Raw genomic sequence first — 20,004 nt, 5'->3', positions numbered from 1 at the left:
GTTTTTATTTAATCAATGCCTTCAATTTTTTAATATCTATTTTTCCAAATGAAGTTAATGGCCAGTCATTTACTGTTTTTATACAATCAGGTAACTTAAAGTCTGCTAACCCATGATTATTTAAATACGTTCTGAGTTCATGTATATCTAAATTGCTTTCGTTTTTTAAACACACACAAATTTTCTCACCTACAGTTTCATCTTCAATACCAATAACTTTTACATCATCAATTTGACTATGCTTTAATAAGAGATCTTCTATTTCAGTAGGTAATATTTTTTCACCTGATTTATTTATCATTTCTTTTATTCGGCCGACAATTTTATATCGTCCATTTTGTTGTTTACATACTTTATCACCAGTCATAAAATACATGTTTTCGTCAATACATTTTATATTCGGAGCATTGTAATAGTTATAAATTGTGTAAGGTCCCCTTACATAAAGCTCACCAAATTCTCCATCTGGTACTTCATTCCCATTTTCATCAACAATTTTTATTTCATCATATTCTGAAATAGGTGTGCCTTGAGTTTCATATATAATTTCATCTACATCATTAGGAGATGTCATACATATTAAACCTTCTGCTATGCCATACACTTGCTGCAACATACAATTTAATGATCCAACAATCTCTTTACCTGTATATGCATCTAGCAATGCACCGCCGACCTGAATGAGCTTTAACGAACTAATATCATAATCTGAATTATATTTATAAAAATTTATACACATTTTAGCAACTGAAGGAACCAATGCTGTATGAGTAACAGAGTGTTCTTCAATCAGTGGAAATATTTCATCAGGACTTGTTACATTACAGATGACTACGGTTCCACCTACTGAAAAAGTTCCAATGATTCCAGGACACCCTAGTGGAAAATTATGTGCCATTGATAGTGATGCTAAATAAATAGTATTTTCATCTAATAAACATCGTTTCGCACTTTGTTCTGCAACATATATATAATCACAATGTCTTCTTGGTATTAATTTAGGTATACCAGTTGTACCACCAGAAAGTAATAGTAAAGCTATATCTTTATAACGATTACTTTCCTGTTCAAAATTTAATTGATAAACATAATCATTACGTTTTGTTTTATAAAATTTTTTATATTCATTGGTATTTCCAAGAATATACTTTTTTAATTTATAATTCATTTCTGATTCTATTTCTTTAATAAATGTTTCATAATAAAAACCTAAATACTCTGATTTAGCAATATAGGCAACAGCTTGAGAATTCTTAATAACACCTTTAATTTCTATCTTTCTATGATTTGCCAAAGCTAGAACTGGTTTCGCACCGATTTTAAATAGGGAAAATATTACAATTACAAATTCTAAGCAATTAGGTAATTGTACAACAACTTTATCTCCTTCTTTTATGCCATCTGCAACCATTTTACCTGCATAATTTTTTATCTCTTTTATTAATGTTTCATATGTAATTTCAATATCTCCATCAATAATTGCGACATTATTAGAATACCTTTTAGCTTTTTCTTCTAAATACTCGTCTAGAGTATTATGACCCCAAGCCTTGTGATCATAGAATGTTTCTAGTTCTGTTCTTTTTAAATTATTCATCTTTAACCTCCGAAGTAGTAACGCCGATAACATATCGTAAGTGTATATACTCAAGATATATGATATAACTCAGATATGTATCCTTATTAATAATTTCAAAATAATTTGAGTTAATAAGATTTATATGCGCGTTCTTTAATCCTTTAACTAAACCATATCCTGTGCATTTAAGATATGCTTCTTTAGCAACCCAACACTCAAAAAATTTAATAGATTCCCTATTAATATAATTTTTTTCATAATCGCAAAAATAGTAATCTATTATATCTTCAAAACTTATCTTTCTTTCAATGTTTTCAACATCTATCCCTATATTTAGATGTGAAAAAGCAATTACTGAACAACCAGAAGTATGAGAGATATTAAAGTTTATATGACTCATATTTTTTATGTATGGTTTACTATAAGAATTATAATAATATTTCAACTCTTCAATACTACATTTCATTAAATTACAATAAAATATATTTACTATTGAGTGGCTGATTAAATAATTTACTTTATCATTGGGTACCACTATCTTCTCTAAATGTTGAATTTGTTCATTCGTTAAAAATATATAATCTAATTTATTAAGATCAATTTTTTCAGTCAAAATAATCACTAAAGAAGAATACCCTTGTAATAAGTCATCTAATATCTTATCTGGATTAAATGATTCAATATTAGAAACTTTATTCATTTTATAAATCATTCAAATATTCCTTAACCTTAAAAATAACTTCGTCTGGATTATCATTAACAAACATATGTCCACCATCTACATAATCATATTTAAAGTTACAAGTTGTATACTTTTCCCATTCTAATAGTTCTTCTAATTCAATTTGTGCATCATGTGTACCCATTAAAGCAAATATTGGACTTTCTACTTTTTCGAATAGTTTATCTTGATATTCTTCGTCGATAATAAAGTCAGCTCTTAACATTGGTAAAAACATACCCATCAAATCTTTATTTTCTAACACTTCTTTAGGTGTTCCACCATATGATTTTAACCCTTCAATGAAACCTTCTTCATCAAGATGATAAATCGGATTTTTTTCTTTGAAACAAGGTGCTTTGCCAGCTGAAATAATAATACCTTTTGGATTAGGTAATGCTTCATTATGTTTAATTTTTAATGCCAGTTCGTAAACTACTTTAGTACCCATGCTATGTCCAAATAGATAATAATCATTATCAAAATTATATTCTTCAAGCATTTCTTCATAAATTTCACTAACTAATGTATCTATATTAGTTATAGGTCGTTCTCCAAATCGACTTTCTCTTCCTGGATAAAGAATACGCAACACATTAAAATCCTTAAAAGAAGGTGTCCAATTCTTATAAATATTGGATCCACCGCCTGCAAATGGAAATAAAATAATAGATTTATCAAATTCATTATGGTTGTCGATCAAATATTTATTCAATAAAACATCCACTCCTCGTGTCATTTGTTATTATTTTTAGAATCTTACAGGATTATGATACATCAACTGATAATCATTATCAATGGACATCTATGTAAAAATTTCCAAATCAACAAAAATTAATAATTAAATCTTTAATTATCATATAATATACATATACTAATAGATTATATTGATATAGCTTTAATCATTATATAAATTTTATATCTATAGCATCAAAAATTTTTTGTTTTAATTAATGAATGATTATGTATTCTCCAGTTTCATAGCTTGCAATACTCAGCCTTTCTCTGTTCTAAATACTCTCTTCGTGAAATGTAACCATCAAATACTACAATAGAAAAATAATTTGTAATATTTATCCAAATAAGTTCATGTACTTTAAATGATTTAAAACTTTTTAATACAAATTACACTTTTGCAATTCTTTTAATTATTTTCTTAGTAATTTCTCTATATAAATATCCACAAAAAAACAGAAGCCTCTTAACGAGACTTCTATCATTTATATTAACTATTCTACATCATTTAGTGTGCTGTTTGTCCGCCGTCTGCGAGATAAACTTGGGCTGTCATGAATTTGGCTGCGTCTGAAGATAGGAATAATACCATTTCTGCGATATCTTCTGGTTGTGCTGCTTTAGCCATTGGTACGCCTGAAATCATTTGTTGCCATTTCTCTGGATCTTCTTTCCAAGATTTTGTCATTTCTGTTGATCCTGGTGCAATTGCATTAATTCTAACGCCACTTTCACCGTAATCGAATCCTGCTGATTTCGTCATTCCTACTACTGCATGTTTAGCTGCAACATATGGTCCCATTTCTGGGTCTGCAATCAAACCAGCTACAGAAGCTGTGTTTACAATTGTTCCACCGTTTTCAAGCATTTGTTGAATTTCATATTCCATAGATAAGAAGACGCCTTAAACGACTACATCTAATACTTTATCAAAAGTATCTACGTCAATATCAGCAAATTTATTTGGTTTATTTAGAATACCTGCGTTATTATATGCATGATCTAAACTGCCAATTGTTTCAACTGCTATATCGACTAAATTTTTCACTTGGTCAGGTTGTGAAACATCTGTTCCTACAAAAATGGCATTACTATTTTTGTCTTTGATTTCTTGAACCGTTTGTTCAGAACGTTCATCAACATCACCAAACACAATATTGCACCATTTTCAGCAAATTTTAAAGCAGTATCCTTACCAATACCTGAAGACACAGCCGTAATCAAAACTGTTTTGCCTTCAAATTCACTATACTTAATAATCCGAATCACTCCTATAATATTTACTATTTATATCATATTAAGTAAATTCAAACAATTGTTGCAAAGTAACTCAGATAAAATATGAATTTTTCAAAATTATTTATTTTAAATCATTATCTTTTTATTAATGGAAAAATTTTGCCTAGGAAATGAATTGAAGTTGTATTATTATAGCTATTTAATGCACATTTTTCTTTGATTCTTCATCTTCTCCAAATAAAAATCCTAGTCCTATAACAAAAGTAATTGTGTTTAAAGATACTAATATAAATGCTAAGAATTTTTTCATGATTTTAAATTACTCCTATTTGTTTTATGATGTAAGTTAACTGCGAGACATCGTATTTAAACTTGTATTCTTTCTTCTCCATAACAATATACCTAATATCACAATACTTCCTAAATATAATGTCATTATTCCAACAAGTGCAACAAACCCTGGTAATTGTTCTTGAAAGATAATGAGTGATTCACTATTACCCGGGAAAATATTTCTCATTGCTTCTAAATATACAATATGGAAAAACATATTTGCCCATAACGATTGTGCATATTCTCTATACAATTGCAGTGTTATACCAAACGTGAAAATAATGATAATATAACTTATATCTAACAGACCTCTTTCCCCAAAAAAGATTGGCGTAAGCAATTGTGCTAAACAGGCTATGATTAGAAAACATATAGGCTGTATGATTAAAGTATTTTTAACTGACATCTTATTTTTCAACTCATTCAAAATCAATCCTCTTATAAACACTTCTTCAGGAAATGCTTCATACAAAATTGCAAAGACGATATTAAAAAGAAAACTTAACCATACTCTACTATTTAAATTTATATGTATTTGATCATACATACCAGCTAACCCAGTCACTATAAATACCAATAACATTAATATAAGTGGCAGACATATTGCGAAAATAAATGACTTGTTTATTATAGGTACTTGTAAATTCAAATCAGATATTATATTTGGACGTTTTCTTTTAATTAAGATAAGTGTTATAACTGTTCCTATTGTAAATATTAGACCACTTAAAAGCTGCTGAATTTTGGTTGGTATGTCGATGGCATGTTGTAAATATGTACTAAATACTGCTGAAAAAATCAAAATTCCAGTACACAGTAATATGTATAATATAATTCTTCTCATACTAAAACTTCTATGTTGCAAAACATTCACCTCTCAAACTTTATATTATATATATATTTATACTTATCTTAAACAAATAAATATTATAATTCAACCTTATACATTTTTTATTTAATTATAATTTTTATTCCTCAACTTCAACATACCAAAAACAGAGTTGTTATGACTAATTTAAAACGGACGTTATAATAATAGTATAAATTTAAGGAAGTGACTTTATAGATATTCAAACCCCTTCCCGAGCAAGAAAGAGTTTTGTAAAATAGTCAAGCAGGTTAATGATAATGATAAAATATATAAATATTATGGGGGTAGCTATAATGATTTATATTATTAGACATGGTCAAGCTGAACATAATACAGATGAACCTTATAGTTTTAATATAAGGAATCCAAAGTTAACATTACAAGGAAAAGAAGATTATAAAAAGTTAAGAAAAGAAATTAGAAGTGATTCAAGATTTTGGGTTAGTCCTACTGTCAGAGCTATAGAAAGCGCACAATTATTAAGTGATGAAAATGATATTACAGTTGTTGATATATTAGCACCTAGAATTTATCCTTATAAAAAAATTTCTTTAAATCCATGTGATCAAATGATACCAAGTGATTATAATATAAGTTTGGATTTTATAAGTGTAACCGACGTAGCGCATCCAAATGATTTAAATGAAGAAGCATTTATTTCACACCTTAAAGAATTCATTGATGAATATATAGATGATGATAAAAATAATGTAATCATAACTCATGATGGTGTTATAGCAACTTTATTGGCGTATTATAAAAACATCAAACTTGAGCGAGATTCGAATCATGAATTGATGTTACATGATGATATATTTAAATTTAACAAGCAAGACTTTTTAAAAGGCTTTAATTAATAAAATAGTTAGTTTTAACAAATTCAAAATTTTTATTTAGGTGATACAAGATGGTCGAGTTATTGGTTGTATTGGGGATTATTTTAATCAATGTCATTTATGATGTAATTGTCTATATGTCACATAATGATATTTCATATATGATATGTTTATTTGCCTACAGTATTGGTATATATTTAAGATGTCAATTTCACGAGAGCCAAATACATGTAACACGAAGACAAAGGATTAAAGAGTTATTTATAAATCTCTCGATATTCATGAGTGTAACTTTAGGTTATATATTGCTAAAAGCAGTTGGGTGGGCAAATATTTATACAATGTTAGTCTATTACTTTGTTATAGTTGGCGTTATCATTCTTTATATAAATAGAAGAAATACTCAAGTACGAGAAAGCCGTGACAAATAACGTCATGGCTTTTTTGTTATCTTGTTATTTAGATATTTTTTCTAATAATTGGGCAAAATGATTGGGTTCATATATAATGAGTCCTAATATTATTTCAAATAAATTAATCTAATATAATCTTGATTAAGCCCAAAGCAAAGGAGTTCTTTTATGATTATTCGAGAAATGACACAAGAAGATAACGCAAAAGTAAAAGAAATTATACAAAGCTCATTAGAATCACTTGGACTTGCGATTCCTGGGTCAGCTTATTATGATCCTCAACTTAACGATCTTCACAAATATTATGCTAATTTAAACCATGCGAACTATTGGGTAGTTGAAATTGAAGAAGAAATTGTGGGTGGCGTTGGAATAGCCCCGTTTAACGAACATGGTAAAGTTTGCGAATTACAAAAATTATATTTAATTCCAAAAGCACAAGGACTAGGACTTTCCAAGAAACTCATGGAAACCGCTCTGTCCTTTGCCTTTGAACATTATGAACAATGTTATTTAGAAACAATGCATGAATTAAAAGCAGCATGTATCCTATATGAGAAATTTGGATTTACACTGTTAAATGAACCACTCCCAGGTTCTGACCACTCCGCAATGGATGCGTGGTATATAAAGTCTAAATAGGATTACCAAAAGTCATGACAAATTGTGTTGTGGCTTTTATTTAATTTCTCAGCAACAATACTTTCTATACACCCTTGTAAATACCTTCAAAAATATGTAAATTAAATATAAGTATCATTTTACACTAGCAGTAATACATATTATCTTTAGAAAGTAGGTAAATGCCTTATGAGAAAATTATACAATTTCATCATGGCGATAATTGCATTCTTATTATTAGCATGTTTGCCTGCTTTATTCGATGATCAACATTTTAGTTTCTTGAATTATCTTAATGCCTTGAAGTCGACATTTTTATACATATTTCATCCTCAAGATATTATATTTACAAATAAAATATCACAAGTTGAACGTAGTTTATTTCCGTTCTTTATTGAACCTTGGATAAATACTATTGTGATTTTATTTGCTGCTCTATTGTTAGCTTTTATCGTATCTTTATTATTTACATACCTTTTATATGTTAATGACCATATTAAAAAATGGTATTTAAAAATTAATACAGTTCTATCTATTATTCCTGATATTTTTTATATACCTTTTTCTATTTCATTGGTGATATTATTTTATCGATATACAGATATTCTATTGTTTAATGTAGCGAATAGTTCCGAGGATAAAGCTTTAATATTCCCTATTTTGGTGCTATCCATTATTCCTTTAGTGAGTAGTGTGACATTTTTAAGTAGTATTTTAGATGATGTATCTCGTGCAGATTATATTGAATTTTCTAGAGCGAAGGGTTTATCTAGTAAAGAGTTATACTTTAAGCACATATTAAGGAATTTGTTTGCATCATATTTAATCAATTTCAAACATATTATCTGGATAACTCTTTCAAGCTTATTACTCTTGGAAAGAATCTTTAACATGCACGGTTTGTCATCATTTATATTTGATTACGGATCTCCAGAAGTATTATTTGTCACGTTTATATTGATTTATGTACCTATATCTCTCGCCATATTTATGAGTCATAAAGTATTATTTACCATCACTGGCGTACGGGGAGGGTTATCATGAAGAAATTTTATATACTATTAACGTTACTTATCTTACCAGCCCTAGTTGGTGTGATTTATTTTGATTTACTAAACATCACGCCTAAACCTATGAATTTTCTATACAATTCTAATGGGGATATTATGAAAAGCTCGCCATTTGCACCTAGCTTTAAAGCATTATTTGGTGTGGATGCCGCTTCTAAAAACATGTTATTTGAAGTGTTATCAGGATATCGTATCACTATACTGATTATCATCGTCATATCAAGTTTATCTGTTCTTTGTTCAGTAGTAATTGGAACTTATTTAGCATTTAATCGCAAGACAACAAGTATTTACAGTATCTTCTCTAATGCTTTATTTTATATTCCTCAATCTATATTGGCGTATATCTTATTACAACCTTTACTATATGAAACAATAGATGGATTTACGACTAATATGCAATTTAGAATGATTTATAATATCATTATTCTGACAATCTTAATGACACCAACGACAACAATGCTGATAAAAGAATCAACTCAGCATATATTAAATCAAGACTATATCGAAACTGCTTATACCATTAGTCCTAATGATAAACATATTTTTATCAAACATGTATTACCTAACATACAAACTCAATATTTAATCATATTTTTGAGAATATGTTTTCAAACTTTGATCGTCATGACACACCTAGCCTTCTTCAAAATATTCTTCGGAGGCACAAAAGTTTGCTATGGACCCGCATGTGAAATTATAGAACGACCAAGTATCAATGACTTAAACAGTTTATTAGGCTTTCACTCTAACGAGCTAACAACAAACTGGTGGACATTCTACGCTCCATTAGTTGGCATATTATATATTTTTATCATTATTAATTTGATGTCGCTGGAATTGAAAATAGAACAAAAGTAAAGTGACAACCAAGAAATATATTAAATTAAATATTATTCATAAGAATTTAGTATTTCTCGACTTTTTTCTAGTAACATTTCTGAAACAATAAATGATTTTAAAATAGAAATTATGTTTCTTCTTATAAAAATAGGATTAATTCTTAAAGCTTTTTGTTCAAAAGCAAGATTATTACCATTATAGTTCTTTACTAATGCAGAGAATTCTCTTAAGTCTTTTTTAGATAAATCAAACAAAACTACAGTCTCCTGAATTGTAGGTTCTTTCATATCTTCAGTATGTAGTAGTCCGATAAGTGTTAATAAGCTAGTGTTGTGAAATTTTAACTTTTCAATTTCATCTAATAATAATTTGTATTCATTACTTTCCAATAAAATCCCTCCTTTAAAGTAAATAAGGGTCATAACTCAAGCTATAATTTTATCATAAGGTTGCGTCACTAAGATTGTATCTCAGCTTCAACTATTCTTATACAAACCGAAAAGGAAAAAGATAAATAAAAAGACTCTAAAATAAACTAGAGTCTTTTTTAATAATGATATCTACATCCTATAATGATAATGTGATTTTCTTTAACCATATAAACTAGTCTGTGTTCATGATTAATACGTCTACTACAGTAGCCTTGTAAATTGCCTTTTAGTGGTTCAGGTTTACCTTCTCCTTCTAATTGGCCATCGCGCTGAATACTTTTTATTAGACTGTTAATCTTCTTTAATAACTTTTTATCTTGTGCTAGCCAATACTCATAATCTTCAAAAGCGGTAGGCGTAAATATAATGTTTCGTTTACTCATAGGATTCTATATCTACCTCAACAGTATTATTTCCTTCCGCTTCTTCAATAGATTTTGCTAAGTGTTTAGCATTAGCAGGTGATTGTTGTAAATAAAGTGTCTCCATAATTGAATTATAATCATCTTCACCCATTAAAACAGCATTACTTTCATTAGTAGTAATCGTTACGGTATCACTATCATTATTTACTTTATCAATCAATTTCCTAAAATTTTTACGAGCGTTTGAATAACTTATTACAGTCATACCAAAACCTCCTTTAACACATTAATTGTACCACATGCTGTACAATTATCCAAGCTGGAAAACTAATTCTCAGTCTTCGTGCGATACAGCCTGATTTTAGCCCATAACGCACGATATCTTTCAGTGTATTATTCCCTATAGAGTAGACATTAAAAAAAACTAAAACTCTATAGGGGGTATTTTTATGTATAAAACTAGACTACCTGTTAAACTGTATCAGGAAATCTTCGATTTGCATGAAAAGGGTTATTCCTTTCAAAATGTAATTGATAAGTTAAATTTAGATATTAGTGATAGTGTGATTCGATTTAAATATAAAGTGTATAAGCAACATGGTATAACAGCACTTATAAATAAGAATCGAAATAAAATCTATACACGCGAATTTAAAGAAAAAGTTGTTAAAGAATATCTAGAGACTAATAAGACGTATTCAGATCTAGCAGCCTATTACAATATTTCACATCATGCTACTTTAAAAAATTGGGTGGAAAAGTATACTGAAGGAAAGGAAAATAAATCTTATTTTCCATATCTGGAGGTAGACACTATGAATACTAGAAAAACAACATTTGAAGAGAGAATTGAAATAGCTAAATATTGTATTGAAAATAATAGAGACTTTAATAAGACAGCTGAAAAGTACCAAGTTAACTATTCACAAGTCTATAATTGGGTAAAAAAGTATGAAAAACATGGTGATATTGGTTTAGTAGATGGTAGAGGTAAAGGAAAACCAGTTGAAGCTTTAACTAGAGAAGAAGAACTTGAATTAAAAATAAAAGCACTTGAACAAAGAAATAAATTTCTCCAAATGGAGAATGAGGTATTAAAAAAGCAGGAAGAAATAGAGAGGCAGTTGATGAATCGAAAATCAAGCAAATAGCAGCATACAAGACAATCGAAGCATTAAAAGATAAGTATCCAATCAAATGGATATGCGCCGCACTTGAAATATCGAGAGCAAGTTATTATAAATGGAAAAACAGAGAGGTTTCAGAATCTGAAAGATTCAATAACGAATTAAAAGATGAGATTTTCAGGATTTATCATGAACATGATGGCATATATGGATATCGAAGAATTTATATTTATCTGAGATTATATACTAAATTCCAGGTTAATCATAAACGCGTATATAGAATTATGAAGAAGTATGGATTAAAAGCTGTCATTAGAAAAAAGAGAAGGCAATATAAACTTAGTAAGCCAGAAATCACTTCTCAAAATATCCTAAACAGAAAATTTACAACAAGTAAAGTTAATAAGGTCTGGTTAACAGATGTGACAGAATTTAAATTGAAAAATGGATCTAAAGTGTATTTAAGCGCTATTTATGATTTAGGTGCTAAGAAAGTCATCAGCCATGTAGTCTCATCTCAAAACAATAATAAGCTTGTATACGATACCTTTAACAAAGCCATAATTAAAAGAAATACCGAAGGCATTATATTTCATAGCGACAGAGGATTCCAATATACGAGTGTTCTATTTAGAGAGATGATTAAAAATGCTTCTATGAAGCAAAGCATGTCTCGTGTAGGTAGATGTATTGATAATGGTCCTATGGAAGGCTTTTGGGGGTTACTCAAATCAGAGGTATTCAAAGACAAATCTCAAACATTCAATGATATAAAACACGCCACAAAGCAAATAAATGAATATATAAAATTTTATAATTCTAAAAGAATTTCATTAAAAATGGCTGCGCTTATAAAAGCACAGCCAACATATTGATTACTTTTTTTAGTGTCTACTTGACAGGGTTATGTTCACAGTCTTCGTGCGATACGGCCCTATTTTAGCCCCAACTGCACGATATCTTTCAGTCTTCGTGCGCGCAACACGTCTCGGCTTTTATCTATATCCCAACAACCTATCTTATACGTTAAGTTTTCTTGCTGAAATTTCTTTAATTCTTTCTGGATCTTGATGTGAGAAGAATTGGCTATCTTTCTCGTCTAATGTTGCGATTTTCTGTTTGTCTTCTTCTGTCAGTTCAAAGTCAAAGATATTTAAGTTTTCTGCCATTCTTTCTGCACTAACCGTCTTAGCTAAGACCACAATATCACGTTCTACTAACCAGCGTAGTATAACTTGTGCGATTGATTTTTGATATTTATCTCCAATTTCTTGTAACACTTCATTTTGGAACAAACCATTTTTACCTTCAGCAAATGGAGCCCATGCTTCTACTACGACATTTTCTTTCTGCATGGCTGTTACTTGTTCTTCTCGTTGGTGGAATGGATTGATTTCTATTTGATTAACTTGTGGTTGAACTTTACTGTTTGCACCTAAATCAACAATGCGATCAATACCGAAGTTTGATACACCTATTGATTTAATTTTACCGCTTTCTTTCAGTTCTTCTAGTGCTCTCCATGAACCAAAGATATCGTTATATGGTTGGTGAATCAGTACTAAATCGATATACTCCAGATCTAATCGTTCTAATGAGCGTTCGATTGATTGAAGTGTTCCTTCATAATGAATATTCTCCACCCAAACTTTTGTTGTGATAAACAATTCGCTTCTATCAACACCTGAAGCTCTAATACCTTCTCCTACTTCTGTTTCATTCATATATGCTTGAGCAGTATCAATATGTCTATAACCTGCTTTAATCGCATTTACCACTGCTTCTTTTGTTTCTTCTTTAGGTATTTGATAAACACCAAATCCTAGAACCGGAATGTTAACATCTTTACTTAATTCAATATGAGTCATTATGATTCCTCCTTAGTAAGTATGTTTACACTATAAACTATGGAGTTCACTCTAGAGCAACTTATTTGTTTAATGTTTTTTCCCATAATCGTTCAACATTTTCATTATCTACTTCACCAGCATCAATTTTAGCAATATGGTTATCGTAGTTATCGATTTTATATTGAAGTAAGTTTCGAGCATTTAGGATTAAATCGAGCTGTTCATTCAATTCTTCTAATTGATTTTGTAATATTTCTTTTTGTTGATTTTTAATATATTCGTCTTTCGGTAATTGCGCTAATCTGCAAAATTCAATAAGCGACTCGATACCAACGCCTGCTCTTCTCAAATTCTTCACTAAGTAAATCCAGTTTAGATCATTATTTTGATATTCTCGGTAACCATTCGAATCCCGCTTTACAGGTGGTATCACGCCAACCTTCTCATAATATCTAAGTGTATCTTGTGATACTTCCAATAAATCCACAACTTCTTTAGTCTTCAAAATATCGACCCTTTCTCGTGTAATTTTATTTAAACTATAGAGTTATCTTTATTTTATGTCAAAGTAAAACTTTCAAAAAATTTTATAAAAATTTCTTGCACTGGAGTTAACTCTATACATTACAATACCTCTATTAATTAAAAGGAGCTGTGTTATGTCGAAGCACACATTTGGTATTGTATTACCAATTATTCTATTCAGTTATTTCTTAATATTAATGGATAATTCTATTATTTTCACAAGTACAGTTAAAATCGCAAACGACCTTCAGATGGATGGTTCTGTTGCAAAGTTGAATTTATAGTATAATTTTAACAAAAAGGAGTCTTCTGTATGAACTATTTCAGATATAAACAATTTAACAAGGACGTCATCACTTTAGCCGTTGGCTACTATCTAAGATATGCATTGAGTTATCGTGATATATCTGAAATATTAAGGGAGCGTGGTGTAAATGTTCATCATTCAACGGTCTACCGTTGGGTTCAAGAATATGCCCCGATTTTATATCAAATTTGGAAGAAAAAGCATAAAAAAGCTTATTACAAATGGCGTATTGATGAGACGTACATCAAAATAAAAGGAAAATGGAACTATTTATATCGTGCCATTGATGCAGAGGGACATACATTAGATATTTGGTTGCGTAAGCAACGAGATAATCATTCAGCATATGCATTTATCAAACGTCTCATTAAACAATTTGGTAAACCTCAAAAAGTGATTACAGATCAGGCACCTTCAACGAAGGTAGCAATGGCTAAAGTCATTAAAGCTTTTAAACTTAAACCTGACTGTCATTGTACATCGAAATATCTGAATAATCTCATTGAGCAAGATCACCGTTATATTAAAGTAAGAAAGACAAGATATCAAAGTATCAATACGGCAAAGAATACTTTAAAAGGTATTGAATGTATTTACGCTCTATATAAAAAGAACCGCAGGTCTCTTCAGATCTACGGATTTTCGCCATGCCACGAAATTAGCATCATGCTAGCAAGTTAAACGAACACTGACATGACATATTAGTGGTTAGCTATATTTTTTTACTTTGCAACAGAACCCACTCTGTAATAGTTACCCTTATTATCAAGAAAAGAAGAAACTCGTTTCACTCGTTTCAAATTCAAGTTCAAAATTAAAAAGGTAAATCATCAAAAGACTGACTTTTACTTTCTTCAATTTCTTCAAACATTTTTTCAGTTTTATATCTACTTAAAACGCTTTGTAATTCCTCTGAAGACTTCAATAAATCTCTCAAATAATTTAAATCGATATCTTTAACTTTCAAATATTTACCCTTACTAACATTTCTCAAAATATCAGCAATAGCAACATTTACAACTTCAACTTTATCTTCAAATCTTTTAAAATCTTCTGACTCAATTATAGTAGCCTCAGAATTATCGTGTTCATCAAAAACATCTTCTTTTTCTGAATAAAAAAAGAAAACACCATTTCTAGTTTTAACTTTATAGATATTTTCTAATCTTCCCGTCAACGTCTGCAAAGCACCTACAACAGCACCTTCTGAAAAATTATATTCTTCGTAACTCAATAAAAACTTTTTTAAATCTATATACTTGATTCCTTCTCTTTCTACACCATCTACTTCAAATACTTGTTTCAAAGACTTATCATTATTTGATTTAAAAAACTTTAAAATAATTTCTCTAATTTTTTGAGATTGATTCATAAAAACTCCTCCGAATAACATTATAAAAACATTTTACAACAAAAAACTAATTTTTAAAATAATTTTAAAGCTTTTTAATGTTTTTGAATACTGCTTTAATAATCTATCTATTCAAACTCTATTTATTGAAATCAACATGATTACAATGTCATTATGTATATATAAATAAAAAAACACCCTCGACGCCAATCGAGAGTGCCAAACTATTTTTTGAGTATTAGCTTGCTAAAATAAGTACGGTAATCCTCTAGAAATAAAATAGTTTAATAAAAAATACTATCTATCTTCCCACAAGCTACCTATCAAAATATCTTGTGGTCTTTTTTTGCCTTTTTTGTCTTATTCTCTAATGACATCTTTCGCCTTTTAGTTTTTTCAGTCTGTTCAATGTACATCTGCACAATCCCAGATTGAATGAAAACTATCAAAACTAAAGTTGCCAAAATAACAATACATAATAACCAATTATTAGCTAGTATCGCTGCGAATAACAAAAGTAGACTTATCACTTTCAAAATACGTCCTCCATGTTACTAGAACAATAGAGGCAAACCACAATTTATTTTTTAATGTAATCCCCTCCTATATTCAGTTAGAGGACTCCCTTTATTTTTAATACTCCTAGTAATTTTAACATATAAAAACTCTAAAAATTCGAATTAAGTAGTTAAATAATAAAATTTTATTCCAATTGCTTTATTGACGTTGAGCCTCGAAACCCTTAACAATCACAAAACTTATCGAATGATCGTCTTAATAGGTAACGCTATGCCGACATTCGTCTGTAAATTTATTGAGTTTTTTCTAAATGCTCAATAAATTTTCTCGGAATAAATACGTGTCTATACGTAGACATGGAGACACTCTGAAATTATGGAGTTCATAAATTCACTCCATTTAGAAACAAACGAAAAAATGGAGTGGTTACATGAGTTTAACTATCTTTCTTTATTCAGTTTTAGCAAGTTTAATAGCAAATTATATTTACGAAAAATATTCAAAATAAAAAATCGGGTCTACTACTCTACTCAGTAGACCCGATTAAATAATTAGTATCAAATACACATCTACAAAGTAGATTAACTAATATTCATAAAAATTTTTATCATTTATCTCTATATTTTTTATTATATTCACTCAAATAAACTAATGAGAAAATCAAAAGAAAAACAGGAATAACAAATAATAATAAATTAAACTCTCCAGTATAAACCCAATATATGATACCTATATCAGCTAAAAGAAAAGCAATCGCAAAGGTAAAAGAAAAATCAAAAAATTTCATATACTTCCTCCATATCTAAGTTATAATAAGAATTAAATAACATAATATTAGAATAACGGAGGAATACAATGAAAAACAAGGTTTTATTATCAAACTTATTTATTTGCTTAATCAGTTTTACTTTATTAAGTACCTCAGCACTTGCAAACCTAGAAACACAAGAACCTCAAGAAACTATAGAAACTCCAGACGATAACGAATTAACTACGTCTGAAGAAGGTGTGATCGAAAATAATATTTCTACTATCGATGAAAATGGTGATGAAATATTTTTCGAAAATGAAGAAGATAAACAAATGTACTTAAATGAACAAAATAAGCAAGGTACAATACAACCAAGGGCAGTCGGAGTATCACAAAAAGTAAAAACAATATCTAAAAAAAGATATAACATGAAATTCTCAGGTTATTCTAATATGACTCCAAATTGGTCTAAAGCATCAAAATACACAATACCTAGAAATAAATCTTTAAAATTCAGTGTAGGTGCTACATATGGTGGTGTTAAAATCAACTTATCATTTGGTAAAACATATGGTGTAAATACTACAATAAAAGCTAATTCAAAAAAATATAGTAGACTTGCAGGATATCAAGATGTAACACTAACTAAAAAACAAAGAATATACTATCAAGCAGGAACTAAAATTAAGACAGTAAATTTCGTAACGAAAAAAACACATGCAAAATACGTAAAAGTTAAATATAAATAATATTTATTCCAATTTCCTTTTTGAACAGAAACTTTGAACCCTAAAAACCCAAAGCGTGTCAATCGTTCGGTTTAATAGCTATCGCTATCCGAACGCTTGCGCTTTAAGTTTATTTTAGGGTTCTTTTCTTTTTCAAAAAGTTTTCTCGGCATAAAAGTCCTTTTTTCATTAAAATGTATAATATTTATAATATTCATTTTAAAAAATTATTTTGGAGGTAAAGTATGCTTAGCTTAATATTAGGAACATTTTCAAGCGGAACTACTATAATCACTATACTTAATGTTCTATTAGTTATCTTAATTATTTATATTATAAAATTAATCACAAATCATTTTTCTAAAATTAAACAACTAGAAAAAGAAGTAAATGAATTAAAAAATAAAAATCAAGAAAACATTCAAACTGAAAATAAAACAAATAGAACTTGAATTTATTAAATAGTCTTATTTTTAATTTTAAGGGCTATTTAAGCCCTTTTAATATTTAACCCCTCTTTAAGTATTAACAAGACTAAGAAATGCATTTACAGGGCAAATGAGAAGCAAATAACATACATCTAACATACAATTAACTCGTAATAAACATGTAACCTTTTTTGTACCTTAAATGTACCCTTTACTGTTTTTTATCTTAGCTTGTAGAAATCGGACACGTTCAACAATTTTAAAATCAACCTAATATCGTTGTAACTTATCAGTATTAATTTCAATACTGCCCATCTACATGCAAATTAATTTGCATACATTTTTTATAGTTCCCACAGGGGCAGACGACCATATATTTAACAATAAAAAAAGTGTCAGTCTAAGACCAACACTCTATGTTTCTTCTTCAATTTCATCAATCATTTGATGATTTAATTCTCTTTTTTCTTGTTCTGTTAAATCATGCAGTTCACTCGCTAAATATTCTTTTTGTTTCCAAATATAAAAAATTTGATAAATATATTCAGTTGGATCAATCTCTTTTAAATAATCTAAATCGCCATTTTTTAATAACTTTCTCGCCTCTTTAAACAATCCCGAATACACTAATACCTGCTTACCTTTTAAAGAACGATAATACGCGTCAAATACTTTTTGATTACTTAAATAATCACTATCTTTACCAGAATATTTAGCCATTTCATAAAGTTCTTTGTCATTATTAGCCTTAACTTTCTCAACATGAACTTGTGTAATTTCTGGCATTCCTGTCACATCTCGCCATAAATTTAACCATTCTTTCTGACTAATATAATAATTTTTATCTGTAAAATAAGATTTGTTAACTGCAATTAAAACGTGAAAATGGGGATTATAATCGTCCCGCTCTTTGTTGTATGTAATCTCTAATTTCCTTACATAACCCTTAACAACTTTCTTGAATTTCGTTCTATTACTCAATCTTCTAAAAGATTGATTATAATGCTTAATTTCATCTTCTAATCCATTTTTAAATACATTAGGTGTCGTTAACGTTAAAAATATAAATTCTTTTTTATGTTCTTTTTGTACATGCTGCATCATCAAAGATAAACCCAACGCATCTTTTCTAGCTTTACGCCAAGCACAAACCGGACAAAATCGATTTTTACACGAATTAGCCTTATATAACTTATTTTTTTCTAACGACTTATCTGTCACGAAAGACAAAAAGGTATTACATTCCCGTACCAATGTCATTTGATTTTCTCCTACATGTCGCTCTATAAATTTCTGAAATACTTGATTTCTAAGTTTCTTCTCAGTATACTTATCCATGTTATTAATATTAAAAACAACCTAGTTTCTCACAAACTATGATAATAAAAAAAGTTGCTTTTTCCCCTTTCTTGTAAAGTTTTTGATTAGACACCTAAAACATTACATCACTAGGTAAGGAAAAGCAACTTTTTTGGTTCTGTTGCAAAGTTGAATTTATAGTATAATTTTAACAAAAAGGAGTCTTCTGTATGAACTATTTCAGATATAAACAATTTAACAAGGACGTCATCACTTTAGCCGTTGGCTACTATCTAAGATATGCATTGAGTTATCGTGATATATCTGAAATATTAAGGGAGCGTGGTGTAAATGTTCATCATTCAACGGTCTACCGTTGGGTTCAAGAATATGCCCCGATTTTATATCAAATTTGGAAGAAAAAGCATAAAAAAGCTTATTACAAATGGCGTATTGATGAGACGTACATCAAAATAAAAGGAAAATGGAACTATTTATATCGTGCCATTGATGCAGAGGGACATACATTAGATATTTGGTTGCGTAAGCAACGAGATAATCATTCAGCATATGCATTTATCAAACGTCTCATTAAACAATTTGGTAAACCTCAAAAAGTGATTACAGATCAGGCACCTTCAACGAAGGTAGCAATGGCTAAAGTCATTAAAGCTTTTAAACTTAAACCTGACTGTCATTGTACATCGAAATATCTGAATAATCTCATTGAGCAAGATCACCGTTATATTAAAGTAAGAAAGACAAGATATCAAAGTATCAATACGGCAAAGAATACTTTAAAAGGTATTGAATGTATTTACGCTCTATATAAAAAGAACCGCAGGTCTCTTCAGATCTACGGATTTTCGCCATGCCACGAAATTAGCATCATGCTAGCAAGTTAAACGAACACTGACATGACATATTAGTGGTTAGCTATATTTTTTTACTTTGCAACAGAACCGATACGCTTCTGCGTATCGGTTAGTGGTGCGGTTTTTAATCATTATGTAATTAATTACTTTTGCAATTATTTTTATGATTATTTTTTTAATTTTAAAC

The 20,004-nt window shown here is 29.2% G+C and carries 22 protein-coding genes and 1 pseudogene; 10 read left to right on the top strand and 13 right to left on the bottom strand.

The genetic code is table 11. From position 1 onward, the window contains the following. Positions 1-4: 4 nt before the first annotated feature. The 5 genes and pseudogenes from MUA60_RS00365 to MUA60_RS00345 form a co-directional block, all read right to left on the bottom strand. Positions 5-1,597, bottom strand: coding sequence for a (2,3-dihydroxybenzoyl)adenylate synthase (locus MUA60_RS00365; protein ID WP_243547831.1), 1,593 nt, complete (start codon positions 1,595-1,597; stop codon positions 5-7). Beyond that, positions 1,590-2,291 (bottom strand): 4'-phosphopantetheinyl transferase family protein, encoded by a 702-nt coding sequence (locus MUA60_RS00360; RefSeq protein ID WP_243476953.1) that lies wholly within the window; start codon positions 2,289-2,291, stop codon positions 1,590-1,592. Before MUA60_RS00360 ends, MUA60_RS00365 begins: the two co-directional genes overlap by 8 nt. After that, positions 2,281-3,015 (bottom strand): thioesterase II family protein, encoded by a 735-nt coding sequence (locus MUA60_RS00355; RefSeq protein ID WP_243476954.1) that lies wholly within the window; start codon positions 3,013-3,015, stop codon positions 2,281-2,283. Before MUA60_RS00355 ends, MUA60_RS00360 begins: the two co-directional genes overlap by 11 nt. Before the next feature lie 528 nt (positions 3,016-3,543). After that, positions 3,544-4,188: pseudogene (locus MUA60_RS00350) on the bottom strand (SDR family NAD(P)-dependent oxidoreductase). A gap of 432 nt (positions 4,189-4,620) precedes the next feature. Continuing rightward, positions 4,621-5,472: a CPBP family glutamic-type intramembrane protease gene (locus MUA60_RS00345; RefSeq protein WP_262649069.1), complete on the bottom strand. Its 852-nt coding sequence runs from the start codon at positions 5,470-5,472 to the stop codon at positions 4,621-4,623. A 299-nt stretch (positions 5,473-5,771) separates the two neighbouring features. Here MUA60_RS00345 and MUA60_RS00340 point away from each other — a divergent pair, with 299 nt between their 5' ends. The 4 genes from MUA60_RS00340 to MUA60_RS00325 all read left to right on the top strand — a co-directional run bounded on the left by MUA60_RS00340 (position 5,772) and on the right by MUA60_RS00325 (position 9,279). Then, the gene (locus tag MUA60_RS00340; RefSeq protein WP_262649068.1) at positions 5,772-6,335 is read left to right on the top strand and encodes a phosphoglycerate mutase family protein; all 564 of its coding nucleotides are present in this window, start codon (positions 5,772-5,774) and stop codon (positions 6,333-6,335) included. 560 nt (positions 6,336-6,895) lie between these two features. Continuing rightward, entirely contained in the window at positions 6,896-7,369 is a 474-nt protein-coding gene (locus MUA60_RS00335) for a GNAT family N-acetyltransferase (protein WP_107610254.1), read from the top strand. 168 nt (positions 7,370-7,537) lie between these two features. Continuing rightward, a complete protein-coding gene (locus MUA60_RS00330; RefSeq protein ID WP_107610253.1) occupies positions 7,538-8,392 on the top strand; it encodes an ABC transporter permease family protein in 855 nt (284 codons plus the stop codon). Then, positions 8,389-9,279 (top strand): ABC transporter permease subunit, encoded by an 891-nt coding sequence (locus tag MUA60_RS00325; RefSeq protein ID WP_262649065.1) that lies wholly within the window; start codon positions 8,389-8,391, stop codon positions 9,277-9,279. Before MUA60_RS00330 ends, MUA60_RS00325 begins: the two co-directional genes overlap by 4 nt. A gap of 32 nt (positions 9,280-9,311) precedes the next feature. Here MUA60_RS00325 and MUA60_RS00320 read toward each other — a convergent pair whose 3' ends face one another. From MUA60_RS00320 to MUA60_RS00310, 3 genes are all read right to left on the bottom strand, one after another. Beyond that, entirely contained in the window at positions 9,312-9,650 is a 339-nt protein-coding gene (locus MUA60_RS00320; RefSeq protein ID WP_048540373.1) for a hypothetical protein, read from the bottom strand. A gap of 158 nt (positions 9,651-9,808) precedes the next feature. Next, on the bottom strand, positions 9,809-10,075 hold the full coding sequence (locus tag MUA60_RS00315) for a Txe/YoeB family addiction module toxin (protein ID WP_262649063.1): 267 nt from the start codon (positions 10,073-10,075) through the stop codon (positions 9,809-9,811). After that, positions 10,068-10,322 carry a type II toxin-antitoxin system Phd/YefM family antitoxin gene (locus MUA60_RS00310; protein ID WP_084756271.1) on the bottom strand — a complete coding sequence of 85 codons (255 nt, stop codon included), beginning with the start codon at positions 10,320-10,322 and terminating at the stop codon, positions 10,068-10,070. The genes MUA60_RS00315 and MUA60_RS00310 overlap by 8 nt, the downstream gene beginning before the upstream one ends. A 184-nt stretch (positions 10,323-10,506) precedes the next feature. Between MUA60_RS00310 and MUA60_RS00305 the strand changes: the two genes are divergently transcribed. Then, positions 10,507-12,059, top strand: a protein-coding gene (locus MUA60_RS00305) for an IS3 family transposase (RefSeq protein ID WP_262649062.1) whose coding sequence is annotated in 2 segments (ribosomal slippage) — positions 10,507-11,181 and positions 11,184-12,059 — 1,551 coding nt in all. Because the reading frame shifts where the segments join, the coding sequence is not laid out codon by codon here. Between the two features lie 144 nt (positions 12,060-12,203). On the opposite strand, the gene MUA60_RS00300 is transcribed toward MUA60_RS00305, so the two are convergent. Then, positions 12,204-13,052, bottom strand: a complete 849-nt coding sequence (locus tag MUA60_RS00300; RefSeq protein ID WP_262649061.1) for an aldo/keto reductase — start codon at positions 13,050-13,052, stop codon at positions 12,204-12,206. Positions 13,053-13,113: 61 nt separating this feature from the next. Next, the gene (locus MUA60_RS00295; protein WP_048540369.1) at positions 13,114-13,539 is read right to left on the bottom strand and encodes a MerR family transcriptional regulator; all 426 of its coding nucleotides are present in this window, start codon (positions 13,537-13,539) and stop codon (positions 13,114-13,116) included. 154 nt (positions 13,540-13,693) lie between these two features. On the opposite strand from MUA60_RS00295, the gene MUA60_RS00290 reads away from it, so the two are divergent. Beyond that, a complete protein-coding gene (locus tag MUA60_RS00290; RefSeq protein WP_262649060.1) occupies positions 13,694-13,843 on the top strand; it encodes a hypothetical protein in 150 nt (49 codons plus the stop codon). A 29-nt stretch (positions 13,844-13,872) separates the two neighbouring features. Beyond that, the gene (locus MUA60_RS00285) at positions 13,873-14,547 is read left to right on the top strand and encodes an IS6-like element IS257 family transposase (protein WP_262648940.1); all 675 of its coding nucleotides are present in this window, start codon (positions 13,873-13,875) and stop codon (positions 14,545-14,547) included. Positions 14,548-14,680: 133 nt separating this feature from the next. Here MUA60_RS00285 and MUA60_RS00280 read toward each other — a convergent pair whose 3' ends face one another. Beyond that, complete coding sequence (locus tag MUA60_RS00280) at positions 14,681-15,238, bottom strand: hypothetical protein (RefSeq protein WP_262649059.1); 558 nt, start codon at positions 15,236-15,238, stop codon at positions 14,681-14,683. A gap of 1,105 nt (positions 15,239-16,343) precedes the next feature. Next, positions 16,344-16,523 carry a hypothetical protein gene (locus MUA60_RS00275; RefSeq protein WP_262649058.1) on the bottom strand — a complete coding sequence of 60 codons (180 nt, stop codon included), beginning with the start codon at positions 16,521-16,523 and terminating at the stop codon, positions 16,344-16,346. Positions 16,524-16,591: 68 nt separating this feature from the next. Between MUA60_RS00275 and MUA60_RS00270 the strand changes: the two genes are divergently transcribed. Continuing rightward, positions 16,592-17,236 carry a hypothetical protein gene (locus MUA60_RS00270; protein WP_262649057.1) on the top strand — a complete coding sequence of 215 codons (645 nt, stop codon included), beginning with the start codon at positions 16,592-16,594 and terminating at the stop codon, positions 17,234-17,236. A 224-nt stretch (positions 17,237-17,460) separates the two neighbouring features. Next, a complete protein-coding gene (locus MUA60_RS00265) occupies positions 17,461-17,667 on the top strand; it encodes a hypothetical protein (RefSeq protein WP_262649056.1) in 207 nt (68 codons plus the stop codon). Between the two features lie 390 nt (positions 17,668-18,057). Here MUA60_RS00265 and MUA60_RS00260 read toward each other — a convergent pair whose 3' ends face one another. After that, complete coding sequence (locus tag MUA60_RS00260; protein WP_262649055.1) at positions 18,058-18,981, bottom strand: protein rep; 924 nt, start codon at positions 18,979-18,981, stop codon at positions 18,058-18,060. A 191-nt stretch (positions 18,982-19,172) separates the two neighbouring features. Here MUA60_RS00260 and MUA60_RS00255 point away from each other — a divergent pair, with 191 nt between their 5' ends. Beyond that, positions 19,173-19,847: an IS6-like element IS257 family transposase gene (locus MUA60_RS00255; RefSeq protein ID WP_262648940.1), complete on the top strand. Its 675-nt coding sequence runs from the start codon at positions 19,173-19,175 to the stop codon at positions 19,845-19,847. Positions 19,848-20,004: the final 157 nt, after the last annotated feature.

Source organism: Mammaliicoccus sciuri (genome assembly GCF_025561425.1).
Classification (GTDB): domain Bacteria; phylum Bacillota; class Bacilli; order Staphylococcales; family Staphylococcaceae; genus Mammaliicoccus; species Mammaliicoccus sciuri_A.
Note: the sequence above shows the minus strand (reverse complement) of the source record. Positions and strands in the feature narration are given on the sequence as shown.